The organism is Providencia rettgeri, from assembly GCF_001874625.1.
GTDB lineage: Bacteria > Pseudomonadota > Gammaproteobacteria > Enterobacterales > Enterobacteriaceae > Providencia > Providencia huashanensis.
The window spans coordinates 1,337,050-1,354,416 of sequence record NZ_CP017671.1 but is presented as its reverse complement, the minus strand read 5'-3'; the positions used below and the strand labels follow the sequence as shown (position 1 = coordinate 1,354,416).

18 protein-coding genes are annotated in these 17,367 nt (G+C 43.7%); 9 read left to right on the top strand and 9 right to left on the bottom strand.

The features are described 5' to 3' along the window. Positions 1-103: 103 nt before the first annotated feature. Positions 104-1,072 carry an integron integrase gene (locus RB151_RS06080; RefSeq protein ID WP_008169685.1) on the bottom strand — a complete coding sequence of 323 codons (969 nt, stop codon included), beginning with the start codon at positions 1,070-1,072 and terminating at the stop codon, positions 104-106. Positions 1,073-1,433: 361 nt separating this feature from the next. Between RB151_RS06080 and dfrA46 the strand changes: the two genes are divergently transcribed. The 8 genes from dfrA46 (at position 1,434) to RB151_RS06030 (ending at position 8,069) form a co-directional block, all read left to right on the top strand. Next, positions 1,434-1,907, top strand: coding sequence for a trimethoprim-resistant dihydrofolate reductase DfrA46 (gene dfrA46, locus RB151_RS06075; protein ID WP_071547860.1), 474 nt, complete (start codon positions 1,434-1,436; stop codon positions 1,905-1,907). A 180-nt stretch (positions 1,908-2,087) separates the two neighbouring features. Beyond that, the gene (locus RB151_RS06070; protein ID WP_071547859.1) at positions 2,088-3,311 is read left to right on the top strand and encodes an erythromycin esterase family protein; all 1,224 of its coding nucleotides are present in this window, start codon (positions 2,088-2,090) and stop codon (positions 3,309-3,311) included. 124 nt (positions 3,312-3,435) lie between these two features. Continuing rightward, on the top strand, positions 3,436-3,978 hold the full coding sequence (locus RB151_RS06065) for a DinB family protein (RefSeq protein ID WP_071547858.1): 543 nt from the start codon (positions 3,436-3,438) through the stop codon (positions 3,976-3,978). Positions 3,979-4,072: 94 nt separating this feature from the next. After that, positions 4,073-4,474 carry a DUF413 domain-containing protein gene (gene maoP / locus RB151_RS06060; protein WP_071547857.1) on the top strand — a complete coding sequence of 134 codons (402 nt, stop codon included), beginning with the start codon at positions 4,073-4,075 and terminating at the stop codon, positions 4,472-4,474. A gap of 553 nt (positions 4,475-5,027) precedes the next feature. After that, complete coding sequence (locus RB151_RS06050) at positions 5,028-5,534, top strand: hypothetical protein (RefSeq protein ID WP_071547856.1); 507 nt, start codon at positions 5,028-5,030, stop codon at positions 5,532-5,534. Between the two features lie 103 nt (positions 5,535-5,637). Next, the gene (locus tag RB151_RS06045; protein ID WP_071547855.1) at positions 5,638-6,078 is read left to right on the top strand and encodes a hypothetical protein; all 441 of its coding nucleotides are present in this window, start codon (positions 5,638-5,640) and stop codon (positions 6,076-6,078) included. An 84-nt stretch (positions 6,079-6,162) separates the two neighbouring features. Beyond that, positions 6,163-6,627, top strand: coding sequence for a GNAT family N-acetyltransferase (locus tag RB151_RS06040; protein WP_071547854.1), 465 nt, complete (start codon positions 6,163-6,165; stop codon positions 6,625-6,627). 554 nt (positions 6,628-7,181) lie between these two features. After that, complete coding sequence (locus tag RB151_RS06030; protein ID WP_071547852.1) at positions 7,182-8,069, top strand: rhomboid family intramembrane serine protease; 888 nt, start codon at positions 7,182-7,184, stop codon at positions 8,067-8,069. Positions 8,070-8,086: 17 nt separating this feature from the next. Here RB151_RS06030 and RB151_RS06025 read toward each other — a convergent pair whose 3' ends face one another. The 5 genes from RB151_RS06025 to RB151_RS06005 form a co-directional block, all read right to left on the bottom strand. After that, positions 8,087-8,869 carry a sulfite exporter TauE/SafE family protein gene (locus RB151_RS06025; protein ID WP_042846573.1) on the bottom strand — a complete coding sequence of 261 codons (783 nt, stop codon included), beginning with the start codon at positions 8,867-8,869 and terminating at the stop codon, positions 8,087-8,089. Then, positions 8,869-9,714 (bottom strand): MurR/RpiR family transcriptional regulator, encoded by an 846-nt coding sequence (locus RB151_RS06020; RefSeq protein ID WP_042846574.1) that lies wholly within the window; start codon positions 9,712-9,714, stop codon positions 8,869-8,871. Before RB151_RS06020 ends, RB151_RS06025 begins: the two co-directional genes overlap by 1 nt. A gap of 15 nt (positions 9,715-9,729) precedes the next feature. Next, positions 9,730-11,091, bottom strand: coding sequence for a PTS transporter subunit EIIC (locus tag RB151_RS06015; protein WP_071547851.1), 1,362 nt, complete (start codon positions 11,089-11,091; stop codon positions 9,730-9,732). Positions 11,092-11,152: 61 nt separating this feature from the next. Next, entirely contained in the window at positions 11,153-12,070 is a 918-nt protein-coding gene (gene murQ, locus RB151_RS06010; RefSeq protein WP_042846576.1) for an N-acetylmuramic acid 6-phosphate etherase, read from the bottom strand. A gap of 176 nt (positions 12,071-12,246) precedes the next feature. Beyond that, entirely contained in the window at positions 12,247-12,942 is a 696-nt protein-coding gene (locus RB151_RS06005) for a carbohydrate-binding family 9-like protein (protein ID WP_071547850.1), read from the bottom strand. 368 nt (positions 12,943-13,310) lie between these two features. Between RB151_RS06005 and sanA the strand changes: the two genes are divergently transcribed. Continuing rightward, positions 13,311-14,015 carry an outer membrane permeability protein SanA gene (sanA, locus tag RB151_RS06000; protein WP_042846578.1) on the top strand — a complete coding sequence of 235 codons (705 nt, stop codon included), beginning with the start codon at positions 13,311-13,313 and terminating at the stop codon, positions 14,013-14,015. Between the two features lie 41 nt (positions 14,016-14,056). On the opposite strand, the gene yeiB is transcribed toward sanA, so the two are convergent. The 3 genes from yeiB to RB151_RS05985 form a co-directional block, all read right to left on the bottom strand. Then, positions 14,057-15,199, bottom strand: coding sequence for a DUF418 domain-containing protein YeiB (gene yeiB, locus RB151_RS05995; protein WP_071547849.1), 1,143 nt, complete (start codon positions 15,197-15,199; stop codon positions 14,057-14,059). A 3-nt stretch (positions 15,200-15,202) separates the two neighbouring features. Next, positions 15,203-15,862, bottom strand: a complete 660-nt coding sequence (gene folE, locus RB151_RS05990; RefSeq protein ID WP_042846580.1) for a GTP cyclohydrolase I FolE — start codon at positions 15,860-15,862, stop codon at positions 15,203-15,205. A gap of 201 nt (positions 15,863-16,063) precedes the next feature. Next, the gene (locus RB151_RS05985) at positions 16,064-17,155 is read right to left on the bottom strand and encodes a YbfB/YjiJ family MFS transporter (RefSeq protein WP_094301199.1); all 1,092 of its coding nucleotides are present in this window, start codon (positions 17,153-17,155) and stop codon (positions 16,064-16,066) included. Between the last annotated feature and the right edge of the window lie 212 nt (positions 17,156-17,367).

Below are 17,367 nucleotides of genomic sequence, written 5' to 3'. Positions count from 1 at the left end.
CTGGTCGTCAAATACCTCGAAATCAGCTCATAAACAAAAGCGGACATTCGCCGCACTCCCAATTCCAGGCTTTACGCCCCTTAAACGGGTAAGCAACGCCCCATCAAGAACTTGGCAAACGATCAAAAGGGCTGACGGTTCCAGCACGTCGATCGCCAATGACATGCGTGTAGATTTCTGTCGTTCGAATGTCGCTATGCCCAAGAATTTCCTGGACCGTCCTGATATCGCTCCCCGATCTCAATAACTCTGTCGCAAAGGCATGCCGAAAGGTATGAGCCGTCACACGCTTGGTGATTCCCGTGGCCAGAACGGCCTGCCTCAATCGCCGCGAGTACGATGAATGATGAAGATGGTGGCGGCACACATAACCAGCGATGGGATGAACGCATCTTGTTACGGATGGGAACAGGTACTGCCAACCAAAGTCCTTCATGGCCGGTCCATACTTCTTGTGAAGTGAGGCCGGCACTGACGTAAGCCCGAATCCATCGGCCAGATCGGACTCATGTACAGCCCTGACATGGGCGAATTGTCGCTCCATGTTTTCTCTTAGATTGCCTGGAATCAGTGTGTATCGATCTTTTCGTCCCTTACCGTTGAATACGAGCAAACTGCGGCTTTTTAGGTCGATGTCTTTCACGCGAAGCGAAAGAGCTTCGTTGATTCTCAAACCGCATCCATAAAGAAGCGCAGTGATGAGCCAATACTCTGCATCCATGTTTTGAAGAATAGAAGCAACTTCATCGGGACTCAGAACGGTTGGCATGCGTCGAGGCGTTTTCGTCATCTTGTACTGTAGGTTTTCAATCTCCCGCTTCAGCACATGCTTGTAGACAAAAATAATCGCGCATAGCGCCTGATTTTGAGTGCCCGGACTGACTCCCCGATTGACGGCGAGGTGATTCAGGAAACGCTCAATTTCGTGATTACCCATGACTTTTGGGTGCTTCTTGTCATTGAAAAGGATGAACTGACGAACCCAGTAAAGATAGGACTTCTCGGTTCGGTAGCTGTACTGCTTTGTCCTAATTTCTGTGCGGACCGATTGTAGAAACGGTGATTTCGACACGCTCGCCCTCCGTGGCTGAATGCTGTATGTACGTACAGTTATAATAAAAAACACCCAAAAACACCAAAATTCTTGCGGCTTAATTTGCACGGCCCTGCTCACTTTTCACAATGCATCTCTGTAGGTATCTGTTTCAGCATGGGAAAAATTCGACCCACTGGATTTAACGTGCAAAAACGTGCATAAATATCCCGCGTGCACACTTTTCACAGAACCAAAAGCTCAAAAGCCCCCTGAGATGGAGGGGTAATGATCTGAAAAATCGAGGTTATTCAGGTTGTGAAGCAGTATTGGACTGGGTGATGGTGTTGCGGTTTAATAAGAAAGCAAACTAATAAGCTGTTAGCCCTCAGGAGGAAAAATGAAAATATCCATTATGGCAGCTGTTTCCGAGAATGGAGTAATTGGCTCTGGATTGGATATACCTTGGCATGTATATGGTGAGCAGCTCCTGTTCAAAGCTATGACTTACAATCATTGGCTTTTAGTCGGTCGTAAAACTTTCGACTCAATGGGTAAACTTCCGAATAGGAAATATGCTGTGGTTACTCGTACTGAAATGGCCTCGAATGATCCTGATGTTGTTTATTTCACAAGCGTTGAATCGGCATTAGCTTACTTAGACAACACGACAACACATGTCTTTGTTTCTGGTGGTGGTGAAATTTACAAAGCATTAATCGAACAAGCAGATGTTATCCATCTTTCAGTGATTCATAAGCACATCTCTGGCGACGTGTTTTTCCCTTCAGTTCCACAGAGTTTCAAGCAAACATTTGAGCAAAGTTTCAGTTCAAATATTGATTACACGTACCAAATTTGGACAAAGGGCTAACAAACTGTTCAAGAGTGATTCGCAACGCGTGGCATTTTCACTATGCGTTGATTTAAGTGATTAAGGTGGTGTGTGGAGGCTTCGGTATTGCGTTGCTCACACCTTAACAGGGCGTTATGTATCCTGACCTAGGAACTAGATACAGCAGATCCATCATAATGAAGATATTGAGTTGAACATATGACGTACAGAACAATCAGAACGCTCTTACAGCCTTGTAATGTAGATTTCAGTGAGCTTGAAGATCTATCTTCGATGGCGAAATATGCCAGAGTGATAGGGATTGGCGAAGGGGCTCACTTTGTTTCTGAGTTTTCCTTGGCCAGAGCCAGTTTCATCCGATACTTTGTAGAGATGCACGAGTTTAATGCAATTGGGCTGGAGTGCGGGGCGGTTCAGGGTAACCGGATCTCCGAATGGCTCAAATCTTCAGCGAGCACGGATAAGCTAGAGGAAATCACGAACCCATTGACCTTCGCTCTGTATGGGTCGGTGCTGACTTGGCTCAAATCTTATCTTTTAGAGACTGGAAAAAGCATTATGGTGGTTGGCGTTGATTTGCCCAATACGCTGAACCCACTTGACGACTTACAGAGATTGTCCGCGGCTATTGATTTACTGGATCCCATTTTGAAGCCGGACGTCGATGCGTTAATCCAGTCTTTGGAATCCATATGTGGCGATTCCCCCGTGATTTCATCCGCGCAATGGGGTGAACTGGGTACCGCTAAACAGGATCAAGCCTTCTCCCGGATTAGTCGGTTAAAGTTGCGGTTGTCTGGATTGGAACCAATTCTAGTCCAGCGAGGTGGAAAGGAGCTGTTTCAAAGGGCGTCGGAGTGTGTCTGTTCGATTGAACATACGCTCGAAACATTGCGCACCATGAAGATGCTCTTTGATGGCACTTCACTCGATGGTGACACTTCCGTTCGTGAGATGTTCACAGCTACCACTGTTGAGAGATTTCTTCACGCAGATCCAAATTTGAAGATACTTCTACTTGCGCATAACAACCATATCCAGAAGACTTCAGTTTCCTTTTCTGGAGAACTTACGGCTGTTCCTATGGGCCAGCAACTTGCGTATCGGAGGAAAGATTACCGTGCCATTGGAGCAACGCATCTAGGGGGTACTGTGCCGGAGATGCAGTTTCCTTCGCCTGACAGTCCGTTAGGCTTTTCGGTGGAGCCCACAGACGCTGATAAAATCCAAAGAGACAGTGTGGAACAGCATATTATGAGTGCTAGGGGTGTGGCGGGCTCATGTTTAATATTGTCGGACGACGTTAAAGGCGCTAGCCGAGTTAGATCGCAGAGCTCATCTGTTGAGACGAATGTGAGTGATGCCTTTGACGCTATATTCTGCGTTCCTAGCGCCAACCAAGATAAATTAGTGAAATTATAGGCATCGGAAATTGGACTACATAACAATCACATGCACTCGGAGAGCAAAAAGTACCGCTCGTCCCTCGCTTTGCTTTTCGCTCCCGGTGATGTGAGGCGTTATACAGTAGAAGGACCTCAGTCAGATGAGCCTGAAACAACATTTTGAGCTGATGGCCGAATACAACCGGTGGATGAATGAGAGGGTATATGGCGCCGCAGGCAACCTGAGCAAATCGGCTCTTTTAGAAGATCGAAGAGCCTTCTTCGGGTCAATATTGGGTACGCTAAACCATATCGTTGTTGGGGATACGATTTGGCTAAAGAGGTTTGCTGCACAACCAGCAAGCGCTGAACCACTACGTGAAATCACTGAGCTAGCGGCTCCCAAAAACCTCAACCAAATAATTTTCGAAGATCTTGATGAGTTGTATAGCCACCGAAAGTGGCTAGATGAGAAAATCATCAAATGGATTTCAGGGCTCACTGATAGTGATTTAGATTTTATTCTCAGCTATCAGAATACCAAGGGTGTGCCCGCCACCAAACGATTTTCCTCCTTGATCTATCATTTCTTCAATCATCAAACTCATCATCGGGGGCAGGTAACTACGCTACTTTCGCAATCTGGCGAAGACGTTGGGGTAACGGATTTGCTAGCACTGATCCCGAGTCAGAACAATGTATAACCAGGGGCTCCAGCGGACCGGTTTTCCGGCGCGGTGCGCCTCCAAATCGGCCGCTGAGCCCAGGCGTTAAAACGGGGTATGCCCTGGTGATACCATGAACGATGAACAACAACATAAAAAATATCGAGAGATGGATTTTCTGTTACCCGCATGGCTCGAGCGACAATTTAGCCATCAGGAAAATATGGAGCTGGAGCTGAATGGGTGTTGGATTAGGGCTTTAGAGCAAGGTGTTCTCAATCCCATCAATATCGAGCACCAACATTTGTTGGATGTGGTTACGGGAAAGGCAGAACCAAGCACATTGCTTGAGCAAACATGGCTTAAGTATAAAAAGCTCTCAGCAAATGGCTGCCCTTGCGAGGTATGCGCCGGTGTCGGGTATTACGACAACCCGAAAACTGGGGAAAGGGAAACTTGCTATGGCTGCCATGGTGCCGGACGTGTTGGCTGCACTCCGGTACAAATTACAGTAGAGGGGCATTATTCCAAGTGACCCAAGAGGTTTTAACAAGGCCAGTCACGGCGACGTCTACTACATTGCGGCTTCGCCTCCATTCCGTAGCCGCGCATGCTGGCTGGCGTTATGCAATCAAGGAGGACAAGTTACGTGATCACTGACCGAGAAACTGAACTGGCTGAGCGACTAATCAAGCTACATGACGGAAGGAGCTATCGGGAACTCCAAGAAATGTCGGCGCTGCCTAAGGACCCGAATGACGATGGGAAGATCACTGAAGACATGTATCTGGATATGTGTCGGGATATAGAGAACGAAATGGGTGCGTTGGAAAGCATCGAGTCTATAGATTGCCTACCGAGAAATGAGTCCAAGTTGACGTTGTGGAAGGCGAAGTACAGCAAAAGTGATATCAAAGTGTTTTGGGCGATTGGATTCGACTCGGAGACACTGAAAGTTCAAGACGTTTTGGTCCAATGGTAAATGCATAACAAGGCCAGTCACGGCGACGTCTACTACATTGCGGCTTCGCCTTCATTCCGTAGCCGCGCATGCTGGCTGGCGTTAAAACGTAAATACAGGAGGTCACATGCAACGGATCGCAACACAAATTACTCTGCGGGTTAATCTGCTCTTTCTATCCTTGATTCCTAGCATTGCTCTTGCCGACAACTCGGCTCCTGAAGACTATCTCGCCAATAAAACGCTGGTGTTGGAGGTTCGGTATTGTGAGTGTCAGGCTACACAATCGGATAGCTTACCCTCTGATTTATTGCCAAGCTTTCTGGAAGAATCGAGACTTTTAAGGGTTAGCGTATCGAGCAAGGATAAAGGCTTTGCCTCTTCCAGTGAGTTGTCCATAGGTTATGAACTCAAGCCAATCATGGGCTCGTCCGGCCAATTCCAGTTCAACTATGCTGGCAATTACACTACAAGCAATGGGAGCAATGGGAGCAATGGGAGCAGTGTTGGCAACGGGGAGTTGGTGTTGGTTCAGGGGCAGTGGGTCAATCTTTTCGGCTCACAGCATGAGAATGAAACTGGATCGCAACACAGCAACGTTGCGGTGCGGCTGGCTAACCCCGGAGGTTCCTGATGGTAGGTTTTAACCAATGCAGGCACGGCGACGCCTACTACATTGCGCCTTTGGCTCCATTCCGCAGGCGCGCATGCTGCAAGCGTTGTACGAGTAGGTACTGATGAACTTCGAGATTGGACGATCAGAAGATTTTTTAGTCGAGCACTGCTATTCCTGTGCTGTGCCCGGCTATTTGATCGTCTCTCCGTTGGCTTCAGTCGAATCGCTAGATGCTCTACCAAGGCAATCGGTCGAGAGCCTTGGCCCTCTATTGGCCAATGTCACTTCGCTGGTAAAGGAAGCAGTGAATCCCTTGCGCATCTACTGCGCTCAGTTTGGGGAAGAGCAGTCTCGACTTCATTTTCACATTTTTCCCAGGGGAGCCGCCCTTACTGAAGAGTACTTGGAGGCATTTCCCCACCATGCGTCACAAATTCGAGGCCCTATTGTTTTGGATTGGGCCAGGGACCGTTACCGTTGCTCTCACGAGGTGGTGTTTGAAACGGTCGCGGGTGTCATTGGCCAGCTGCGGGAGTCTTGGAACGTACAACAAATCGCTTAAGTACGTTCCCGGCCTGACGGCCGTCCACCGGACGTCCCTGACGGGCCGCCGCTTAGCTTCGCGTTACATGGTGAGGTCGGCCTTATGATTCCAGTGAAGCTGAGGGATCTTCAACAGAAAGATAAGACGGCTGTTATGTCGATGCTTCGAGATCCTGAGGTCATGCGATTTCTTGGGCCGGGTCGCGCCCTGACAGAAGATGAGGCGAATTCTTGGTTCGAGAGTGCTCTCACTAACCCAACTCGCTTTGCTATTGCAGAGGCTGATAAAGATGAATTTATCGGGTTCTGCGGTATTAAGCAGATAGATGGCGTTTTCGACTTCGGCTATTTCATCAGGTCGGAGTTTTGGGGAAACGGGATAGCTGCCAAGGCTTGCGAGTTGGCGGTTGAAAGGCTATCCACAGAGTTCGACCTCGATACCGTTCAGGTCTTCATCGCGGACGATAATGTGGCCAGCAAGAGAGTGGCCCAAAAATTGGGTTGGCAGGCCACGCACAGTGGTTCTAAGGATGGAGAGTATGGCGGATACTATCGAATCACCATGTAACAAGGCGGTCAACCGGACGCCAAAAGCGTGCCGCTTTTGGTTCCCTCCGCTGGCGCTCCGGCGCCGGTTACCTAAGCGTTATTCCGAAATCTGAACGTTCGCTTTGCGACCAAAGCTACGGGCGGCCAATTTATTATGGCATCCTCCAGCTACAGTATGAGTATGGTGGTACGACCATTGCTCACTTTTAAGCATCCCCGAGGAAGTTATCTGTATCTGTGCTCTCACTGGATCACATCGCTGGTCGTGAAATACCTCGGGTGAATCGCCGCTTGCGGCGAGAGGGCAGAGCCCTTGGAGCAAGTGCTCCTATTTTTACACACCAAATTACATACCGTGTAAAAACTAAAAATGCCCCAAAAGCCTTTGCTTATGGGGCATTCACTCACTCACCAACAGAAGTACACAAAATTCACTATATACTCCGTTAGGCCCCTTTTTTGTTTTTACGATTCCCTAAAAAGCTAAAATCTGTATTCTCAGATAATGATAAATTGCGCTAAACAAATCACTTATTTAAGATAACGTCCATGACTGATTAATAGGATATTTACATGACTGGCGACCTCAATGCAGCAACTGTGCAGAAACCTAAATTTTCCCTATGGGCAATAGCCCTGACGCTCTGTATTGCGGTGCTAAATATTGTTGTTTATTTTTATCAGCTCAATTATGCCGCCCCACTCGATTCCCAAGAAAATAATTTATTGCTATTTGGTGCCAATGTTTACCAACTTTCATTAACTGGAGATTGGTGGCGTTATCCAGTCAGTATGGTATTGCACTCAGGCGGTATGCACCTTGCTTTAAATACGTTGGCCTTGTTTGTTATTGGGATTGAATGCGAACGTAACTATGGGAAATTTAGAATGCTCGCGATATACCTATTTTCAGGTATCGGAGCTGCCTTTTTCAGCGCTTATTGGCAATATCAAGAAGCATTAAAAGAAGTGGCATCTCAAGCCTCATTAAATACATGGAGCAGCCTTTATCTACCCGATAATACCGTTTATATCACTGTTAGTATTGGCGCTTCAGGTGCCATTATGGGGTTAGCCGCAGCCTCAGTTATTTACCTTTTAAAAGCCATCAATAACCCTGCTCTTTCTATAGAACAACGAAACCAGTTAAAGCGCCCGTTATACAATATAATGGCCATGATAGGTCTAACTTTGGTAAATGGTTTGCAATCAGGGATTGATAACGCGGCACATATTGGCGGTGCAGTTCTTGGCGCATTTATTAGTGGGGCTTTTGTACTTGCGCCACAGGCAACCAACCGAGGAAAATTTACATCTAGTATATTAATTACTTTAATTGCGGCTATTTTACTGTTTTTTGCACTTAATCAGTATTCATCATCCGAAAATGAAGAACTTAACTATGAGCGTCAATTTATTTATCAAGAAATGGAAAAAGAGCTCAATCAATGGCAAAGCTGAGCCCTAACACGATAAAACTAAAAAGAAAATAAATTCATAGTCATCATCACCGCACTACAGGCAATCAATAACAATGTGACATATTGGAAAGTGCGCTCAGACAAATGAACCAATAAATATTTCGCAAGGGGCATCACCATCAATGCCCCAGCACATAATATCAACGCCAATTTTAAATCGGTATAGCCATCCTGCGCATAAGCCAAAGCTGATGAACCCGATAATAACGTCGTCACAAAAATTGATGTCCCTATTGCCTGTTTAATATTCAGCTGCATATATCGCAATAGCATAGGTAACACAACAACACCACCACCCACCCCCGTTGCACCTAGCACCACGCCGGCTAGAATAGCAGGGAGCGCCATCGCTTTTAGTTGGTTGGTTTCTACCATTTTTTGCTTAATGACTGAAACAAAAAACATTCTCTGAATAAATAAATACAACGAGAAAATAATTGCAGCAGCAACTAAAAGGTTAATCCCCCATTCGACTTGTAGTTGATACCCAGGCAATCCCCCAAGCCAAGTCACTAAAAGACTTGATAAAAAAGTACTCGGCAACATAATGGCTAAAACAATCATCGCCCCTTTAAAAGGAATATTGCCTAACCGAAAATGCATATAGGAAGAAGAGACTTTCATCAACATCGAAAGAAAATTAGCTGTCGCGACAGCCGCTAATGCGTTAAGCCCAAAAAAATAGGTTAATATGGGCAGAACAATCACTCCACCACCAACCCCCGTTGTACTGATAATCAGCCCAATTAGAGCACCTATTGCTAACTCTGTTACAATCATTAACTCTTGCCTTGTATCAGTGCTTGTCGCCCTTTTTGTAATGCTAAGTCTGCATCACTATCCACTAACGTAAGATATTTAAAAAACAACGTATCAAAGATGATCATCTGTAACACTTGGGGGGTAATTATCCCTAACTGTGTATGCTGCTCATCATAAAAATAAGGTAAACTGAAATCAGCTAATTTCACCGCTTCATCTTGCCCGAAACGAGTCAAAGCAACCGTCGGGCAGCCTGTCTCTTTCGCAGCTCGCAACATCTGGTTGATTTCTTGAGTATTCCCACGAGCAGTCACTGCAATAGCTAAATCATCTTGGTTTAAATTAGCAGAATAACTTAACTGAACATGTAAGTCGTAGCTGAATAATGCATGCTTGTTGATACGAATAAGTTTATGGTAAATATCACTGGCAACAATTGCTGATGACCCCACACCAAACAATACAATCCGCTTCGCATTATTCATTTTTTGGGCAACGTCATCGATAACTGACGGCTCTAGTAAATCCAATGACTTTTCAATTGCCGAAATAAACATTTGCCCTGTTTTAGCGATTATCTGCTCCGTTCCATCATTACGGCTCAGATTACCGTATAAGCTTTCCGCTTTATGTTGTTTTTCATCAGACAAATAATCAACTTTAAATTCAGGATAGCCACGGTAACCCATCTGGCGTGAAAAGCGGATAACAGACGCACTACTGACCCCAGCAGCTTGTGCTAATTCTGCGGCATTCATCGCAATCATACTGTCACGATTATCCAACAAAAATGTGGCAATTCGCTGCTCAGTGCCTTTACCTCTAGTTTGTAAGCTTTCCAGTTTTACCGTCAGTGTCGACATGGCTATTCCTTCTAGTTATTTTTCTGGATCAGTGAAGCCTATTATCATACTGGCAATGAACCCGACAATCCATGCGCCTGCAACTGCAATTAGAAAGTCCAGTATTTGCCCATCTCCTACTAATGGGATTAATGATAACCCAGCGGTGCCAAATGGGATGATAATACCAACATGGAAAAAGGCCATTAATGCACCACCAGCAGCACCACCAATACAGCCAGCAATGAAGGGCTTACCTAGCGGTAATGACACACCAAATAACAATGGTTCACCTACCCCAAAAATACCGACCGGCAATGCCCCGACTAGCGTTTTTTTCAACCGTTGATTTTTAGTTTTTAAATACACCCAGAAACAAGAACCTACCTGCCCCATACCGCCCATTGCTAAGATTGGGAATAAATAATTCAGACCAAAGGTTTGTAAAATTTCCGCATGGATAGGTATCAACCCTTGGTGTAGACCCGTTAACAGTAAAAATAAGAAACTACCGCCTAAGACCCCACCTGTCGCTACAGCACCACCACCACTATCCAGTAATGCAACAGAAACACCTTGCGCCAAGATTTGATTCAAATAATGGCCAGCAGGTTGGAATACGATAATGGCAACCATTGCTGATACTAAGATCGTAACAAATGGTGTGACTATCAAATCAAGGCTTTCTTTGATAATACTTCGAAACCACACTTCAAATTTTGACGAAAAAACAACGACCATCAAGACGGCGAATATCCCACCACTATTTGGTACCAGTTTGGAGCCAAATAAAGTAATATCAGCCAATCCCGGCATGGAGAGCAAGCCCGCCATAACCGCACCAATTGAGGTCGATGCGCCGAGTTCCTTTGCCGTATTTACCCCAATCATAATTGATAGATAAACAAATACTGAACTGCCGATTAATTTCAATAATTTGAATAGCTCTGGAAATTGTTCTACAACCCCTGGTGCAACCAAACGAACAATATTGATAAGCCCCATAATAAGGCCGCAACCAATCAGAGCTGGAATAGTAGGAACAAATATAGCAGCCAAGGTGTTTAAAGTACGACGAATAGAAAACGCTTTTTTCTCTACAGGAGCTTGCTCGGCTGTGGTGCCTGATGCACTACCCTGCATTCGCTTATTCATTACTGAAAAAACTTTTGCTGCGGTGCCCATACCAACAATCACCTGCTGTTGCTCACCATTAAAAATAACACCTTTCACACCATCAATTTGCTTCAACGCATCAGCATCAAACTTGCTATTGTCCTTTAACACTAAACGGATACGAGTCATACAGTGAGTTAAAGTTGCCACGTTCTCAAAGCCGCCCGCATATTTTTCTATTTCTCTGGCGAGTACTTCCAGATGTTCTATCTTATTAGCCATATTATTCCCCTGATGTTGGCTGAGCCAATAGCTTGGCTCTCCATCATGCTATACCGGTTTATTAACGGTGAGTTTCTAACATTTTATCCAGTGTTGTATTTGGATGCTGCTGAACTATATCCGTTGCTTGCTGTGCACTAATTTGTAATTCATACATTAAAATTGCGCGTCGTGGGTGGTAATCCACTTGCACTAATAACTCTGCGGCTATTTGTGTATCAATACCGCAAACTTCACTGACAATTCGTTCTGCACGGCGTAATAATTTAATATTACTGGCAACGACATCAATCATTAAGTTAGTGTGGATACGGCCGAGGCGGCCCATAACACATGTACTTAACATACCTAAAATCATTTTTTGGGCGGTACCACTCTTCATGCGCGTTGAGCCTGATAGCACTTCAGGCCCTACATCTGGCGCAATCGCTATTTTTGCAATATGACTTAAGAGCCCGCGGCCCCGGGTCGTGATAGCAACGGTTAACGCACCAAGCCCATTGGCATAGTCAATCCCTGCTAAAGTAAATGGAGTTCGCCCACTTGCAGCGATACCCACAACAACGTCTTTTCCACAAAGCTGGCGCTTTTTCAATTCTTCTATTGCTGCTTCAGGTGAATCTTCAATATTTTCAACTGCCTTTAGCATCGCATCTTGACCACCAGCAATAATTGATTGTACTAATTCTGGTGAGGTACCAAAAGTTGGAGGGCACTCCGCGCTATCTAAGACTGCAAGCCTTCCACTAGTCCCCGCACCGATATAAAACAAACGACCGCCTTGTTTTAAGCACTCAGCAATAGCATCAACCGCCTCTGCAATCGCGGGTAAAACGGTCTGAATAGCCCCTGCAACTGTGCTATCCGCTTGGTTAATGAGTGTAACCATCGATAATGTCTCCAAACGTGAAAACTGTAAGGTTTCCTGATTGAATTCATTTTGTAGACAGTCACTCAGAGTACTTTCGGCTAGAGACATTAAAACACCCCTCATTGCATTTGAAATTTAATTTCAATAAAAATTAATATATATGAATTTTTATTTCAATTTAAATTGCAATAATAAAATCAACTAAAGTGATGATTATGATCTTTCTCACAGTTCATTCATGTTCTAAGGGAAAAAGCGGCAGTGAAATACTGCCGCTAATAGCGTTATTTTACAAATTTACAGGAGCCAAAAGCAGAAGGTATATGAAAATCAGGTTTTACAGAATCAGGTTTGATCCAGCTAATCCACTTACGGACTTGCTTAGGCTCACCAGCACTAAACTCCCCGCGTAAGATAGCGCACATTAGGGTTTTCTTATCTTTGTCTTGCCATAAATTAAGCTTGCTGAACTCATCAAGGTCAATCTTGCCTGTTAATATATAGCCGTTTGGTGTTATTTCACCCACGGTTTGCAGCGTTTCCCAATTCCAACTAGGGTCGACTTCCCGATAAAAATTAGCCTTCGCGTCAAAAATACGCCCTTTAGGGTCCATTTCAGCAGTATAATAAGGCTTTAATTCAGGGCTGGTAGCAAAAAATAGCTCTACACGATCAGAATCTAATACTGCTTGGTCTTTATCAGGGTCATCCCCCAGCTGTATGTCTTTATCTTCGGCAATAAAACGAAAATATAATGCGTCATCACTCCAAAGTGCACGAAAATCTGTTTTCGGAGCGGCTTCTTTTTCCCATGGATAAGTAAAGTCCGTCAATACCTCTGCCTGTTCCCAGATTTCAGCACTTTTAGTCGCATCATTCAGTGATTTCAACTGTTCTGTATGGTTAATTTGGTAATCTTTTGCTGCTACGCTTGAAGTAATCAGTACCGCACTTGCCGCGATTAATGTCGTTAGTTTCATGCTTTTCACCTATCAGGTTACTGTGTTTATTATCAAAGATAGACTACATTTAAAGAAATTTAATTTCACAACAAAATATAAATATAGAATTAAAATTTCATAACAGATAGCCTTATGACATAAAAACTACCGAGATGTGAAACTGCTCACTGTTTATAATGGCAAACTTTCAATTTTTTCATCCAATCGCTGATGTTTTTTCACACAACAATGCGCTTTAATATTCGTCAACCTTATACAAAGGGCTAACATTGACACGACTTTACGTTACGTGACTTGCGCCACTTATTTAACTCAAGTAGCCTAGAAGCTCTGGTCAATTAAGGCTAGCAATCTCATTTATGATTTTTTATTTTCAAGGCTAGGACATGAGGAAACGTCTGATTATTGGTCTTTTTATTCTTGCAGGGATAGCAATAACGACCATTATTTTGCTTGATCGCTGGATAAGCTGGGATACCGCTCCCTATATCTATGAAGATATAGAAAAATTGCCTGCACGCGATGTTGGCATGGTGCTTGGTACATCAAAATATTACACATCCGGTGTGACTAACCTCTACTATTCCTATCGCATTAAAGGTGCAGCAGAAGCTTACCGTAGTGGCAAAGTAAAGTATTTGCTCTTAAGTGGTGATAATGGTGCACATAATTACAATGAACCCATCAATATGCGCAAAGACCTTATTAAAGAAGGTGTTCCCGCGTCAAAGATTGTTCTTGATTTTGCAGGTTTTAGGACTCTGGATTCTGTAGTTCGTACTAAGAAAGTTTTTGATACCGATAATTTTACTATCATTACCCAACGTTTCCATTGTGAGCGAGCGGTCTTTATAGCAAAACATAAAGGTATTGATGCGCAATGTTTAGCGGTCCCCACCCCCGAAGGAATGTATAGAGTCAGGGCTCGGGAAGTGTTCGCACGGCTCGGTGCATTAGCTGATTTATATATTTTAAAGCGCGAACCAAAGTTCTTAGGGGAGCAAGAATCTATACCTGCTCCAATAAAAATGCCGGATGGTATTAAAGGCTACCCAGCGGTTTCACCCGAAGAAATAAATAAATTAAACTAACTGACCTAAGTGAATAAGCCATCATTAAAGCCGATAACCGCTTAACGATACAACTTTTCAGTTAACGTACGCCAGCACCATTCAAGTGGCCCTTGGCGAAATACTCGCAACCAATAATGAGAAAATAATAGGTTTATAGCCCAAATTATTGGAATAAAAAGCAGTAATTCAACACGGCTGAATACCCCAAAATACCCTAGGTGATAAAATATTGTCGTACAAATCAGGGTTTGTAAAATATAGTTACTTAATGCCATTCGCCCCACATTCTGTAGGTAATCAACCAATTTACTAGACTGGATTTTACCCCAAAAGCCATATACTAATGCGATATAACCCAATGATTGAAAAGGGGTAACTAACTCATTAATAATGTACCCTACAATTGAAGTAGCAAAATAGCTCCAATTTAATTGGCTTTGTGCATATAACGCGATAATTTGCACCACCAGCGCAGGAACAATAAATAATTTAGCTATTTTCCGGTAATTTTGTGGACTAAATTGCCCTTTAAGCCAACCATTTTTAATTAATAACGCCCCAATGACCATTAGCGCTAATAATTGCCAGCCATATTGGATGACCAGCATTTCTACCATGATAAACATTTCTGTTGTGCGGTAAATAACCCCTTCGATTCCCCCCGCAATTCTTACCATTTGCTCATCAGCTACCTGTTGCGCTGAAATTTGCCAAAAATGGCTCGGGTCAACGCCACTACCTAAAATAAATAATATAATCAAACCAACTAAATAAATGGTAACAGCGAGGTTTAACAATACTCGGTCACTATAATAATTAATTAGATACACAGCGACTAACCCTGTCAATGCATAAGCAAGAAGAATGTCTCCATCCCAAAAAAGCACACCATGAATAACTCCAAAGATAGCTAAGATAAAAAGCCGGCAATGATTCCATCTCAATGTTCGCGACTGTAATAATGCTAAAGTCGCCCCAAATAAAATAGAAAAAATGGCCAAAACCTTGCCTTGAAACAGCACATTGAAAACAACCCAGATATAGGCTTCTGAAGGAGAGGTCGTTGACGTGTAATAGGGGTTTAAATAAGCTGCTTGTGGCAAAGCAAACCCAAAGATATTCAAAAGAAAAATACCTAGAATTGCCATGCCACGAACAGTGTCAAGCTGCGCTATACGCCTTGACGATGCCGCTGTTACCATAACTTATAAGTGGCGAACAGCACGTAGAAACTCTTGCCTTGTGTTTTGGCTCGACTTAAATAACCCACCTAACGATGTCGTCGTTGTCGCGCTGGTGGCGTCGCGTATACCACGTGCTTTAACACAATAATGCACGGCATCAATGGAAACAGCAACGTTCGTCGTTCCCAACAACGTTTGTAAGGCGACTAAAATTTGCTGAGTTAAACGCTCTTGAACTTGCGGGCGCTGAGAGAAAAACTGCACAATACGATTAATTTTTGATAAACCAATGACTTTATCTTTTGGAATATAAGCAACCGTCGCTTTACCATCAATGGTCACAAAGTGGTGCTCACAAGTACTGGTTAATGTGATATCCCGTACCGTTACCATCTCATCGACTTTCATTTTATTTTCAATCAATGTGATTTTTGGGAAATTAGTATAATCTAAACCTGAAAAAATCTCATCGACGTACATTTTTGCAATACGACGAGGGGTGTCAGCTAAGCTATCATCAGATAAATCCAGATTCAGTAGCTTCATGATCTCTGTCATATGCCCTTCAATCAGTTGCTTACGCTCTTCGCCTGATTTCGGCTGGATACGCAAAGGCGTTTCTAAGCCTCTAGCTTCCAAAGCTGCATGAACTAATTCGGCCTCTTTACTCAGAGATGGCATGGGTTCCTCCACAAATGGTGTAACTATTATTATAAAAATGCAGGTGTGCGCTTTACTCTAAAACAGCAGGTACAGATAATCCAGTATAACCTCAACTGCGGGAGTGAAATATTTGCATGTCCATAGGCAACTTTCTTCACCATAGTAATCCTATGATTTAAAATCACTATCACATATATAATATGCTGAACTAAATATTTATTAACGAAGCTCACGTTTAGGGTAACGATAAACCAATAATCCGCCTACTACCAAGGCGATAAGTGCGATATATAGCGCGGGTTCCAATCGCCCTGTTAAAGACGTGGATATAAATGATAGCGTTGGCCCTATTAATTGCCCAATAGCATAAAATGTTGTCAATAACCCTGCCATAAAACGGTTATGATCAGGTGCAAGTTCACGCCCTAATTGAAGCGCTAACTGCACCGTACACATAAAACCTGAACCGACCAATACCGCAGAAAATGCTAAACCTGAAATGTCGGGAACCACTTCCGCAATCAAAATACCGAGCCCTTGTAACCACAAGCTAATCGCTAAACGATTACGGGTTGTTGACAAATTTCGTAGTAGCATGGCTAATACAATCCCAACAACCGCTGATGCCCCAAAAATAGGCCAAACAAACTGAGCAAATAAGCTATCCGGGAAACGCTGTGCTGCCATTTGCGATAAAAATGTAGCAGGTAAAATATAACCAAAACCAGCCAACCCATAACACCAAACCAAACGTTTAATTTCTGGGGTTAGTATTAATTTTTTTATTTCACCAGAAGGCCTTTCCCACTGCCCTTTGCGGGGTAAATATCGGCTAATATATAAGCTTAAGATCAGCGCTAGTACCCCATAAATAATCCAAGCTTGGCTAGCCGTTAAATGCCAACTTTGGATAGCAACAGCCAGCACACCACTAATAAAAATCCCAGCACCTGTGCCCGCAAAAACAGCAACACTGAGTGCTGGCCTATTTAACCGAGCAAGGGTTTCATTCGCCCATGCTGCGACAAGAACTAATGCTATTCCACTCGCCCAACCAATCACAAAGCGGGCAACGCTGTGTAAAATAGGCCCATTTAACAACGCGCTAAGCAGAGTTATCACTACCGCGCCCCAAACACCTAACCACATGCGCTTTTCAACGTGTGAGCGTGCTCTCATCGCATCAAATGAGCCAAGTAAATAACCAAGATAATTACAAGCAGCAACAACACTGGCAGTCGATAGTGTTAACTGATGTTCTTTGATCATTAAAGGCACTTGAGGGGTTAATGTAAATCGCCCTATCCCCATCACCACGATTAAGGAGAGAAACCCCGTAAATGCGATATGAAAAGCCTTTTCGCTATGGCTTGGAGAAAAAGTTATTGGTTTTATTGACACTATATTCACTCATATTAAGCCTGAATATTATTGTTATATAGAATAATTCAATTTCTAACTTTTAACATCATTTCAACAAATCAAGTATGCTTTTCGTGCAGTTTATTATCGCTTAATTCATT

Excerpts from the sequence above, each read along its gene's own strand:
- dfrA46 (WP_071547860.1), top strand. The coding sequence starts at position 1,434 with ATGAAAATATCCATTATGGCAGCTGTTTCCGAGAATGGAGTAATTGGC.
- RB151_RS06070 (WP_071547859.1), top strand. The coding sequence starts at position 2,088 with ATGACGTACAGAACAATCAGAACGCTCTTACAGCCTTGTAATGTAGAT.
- RB151_RS06065 (WP_071547858.1), top strand. The coding sequence starts at position 3,436 with ATGAGCCTGAAACAACATTTTGAGCTGATGGCCGAATACAACCGGTGG.
- maoP (WP_071547857.1), top strand. The coding sequence starts at position 4,073 with ATGAACGATGAACAACAACATAAAAAATATCGAGAGATGGATTTTCTG.
- RB151_RS06050 (WP_071547856.1), top strand. The coding sequence starts at position 5,028 with ATGCAACGGATCGCAACACAAATTACTCTGCGGGTTAATCTGCTCTTT.
- RB151_RS06045 (WP_071547855.1), top strand. The coding sequence starts at position 5,638 with ATGAACTTCGAGATTGGACGATCAGAAGATTTTTTAGTCGAGCACTGC.
- RB151_RS06040 (WP_071547854.1), top strand. The coding sequence starts at position 6,163 with ATGATTCCAGTGAAGCTGAGGGATCTTCAACAGAAAGATAAGACGGCT.
- RB151_RS06030 (WP_071547852.1), top strand. The coding sequence starts at position 7,182 with ATGACTGGCGACCTCAATGCAGCAACTGTGCAGAAACCTAAATTTTCC.
- RB151_RS06025 (WP_042846573.1), bottom strand. The coding sequence starts at position 8,869 with ATGATTGTAACAGAGTTAGCAATAGGTGCTCTAATTGGGCTGATTATC.
- RB151_RS06020 (WP_042846574.1), bottom strand. The coding sequence starts at position 9,714 with ATGTCGACACTGACGGTAAAACTGGAAAGCTTACAAACTAGAGGTAAA.
- RB151_RS06015 (WP_071547851.1), bottom strand. The coding sequence starts at position 11,091 with ATGGCTAATAAGATAGAACATCTGGAAGTACTCGCCAGAGAAATAGAA.
- murQ (WP_042846576.1), bottom strand. The coding sequence starts at position 12,070 with ATGTCTCTAGCCGAAAGTACTCTGAGTGACTGTCTACAAAATGAATTC.
- RB151_RS06005 (WP_071547850.1), bottom strand. The coding sequence starts at position 12,942 with ATGAAACTAACGACATTAATCGCGGCAAGTGCGGTACTGATTACTTCA.
- sanA (WP_042846578.1), top strand. The coding sequence starts at position 13,311 with ATGAGGAAACGTCTGATTATTGGTCTTTTTATTCTTGCAGGGATAGCA.
- yeiB (WP_071547849.1), bottom strand. The coding sequence starts at position 15,199 with ATGGTAACAGCGGCATCGTCAAGGCGTATAGCGCAGCTTGACACTGTT.
- folE (WP_042846580.1), bottom strand. The coding sequence starts at position 15,862 with ATGCCATCTCTGAGTAAAGAGGCCGAATTAGTTCATGCAGCTTTGGAA.
- RB151_RS05985 (WP_094301199.1), bottom strand. The coding sequence starts at position 17,155 with ATGGGGATAGGGCGATTTACATTAACCCCTCAAGTGCCTTTAATGATC.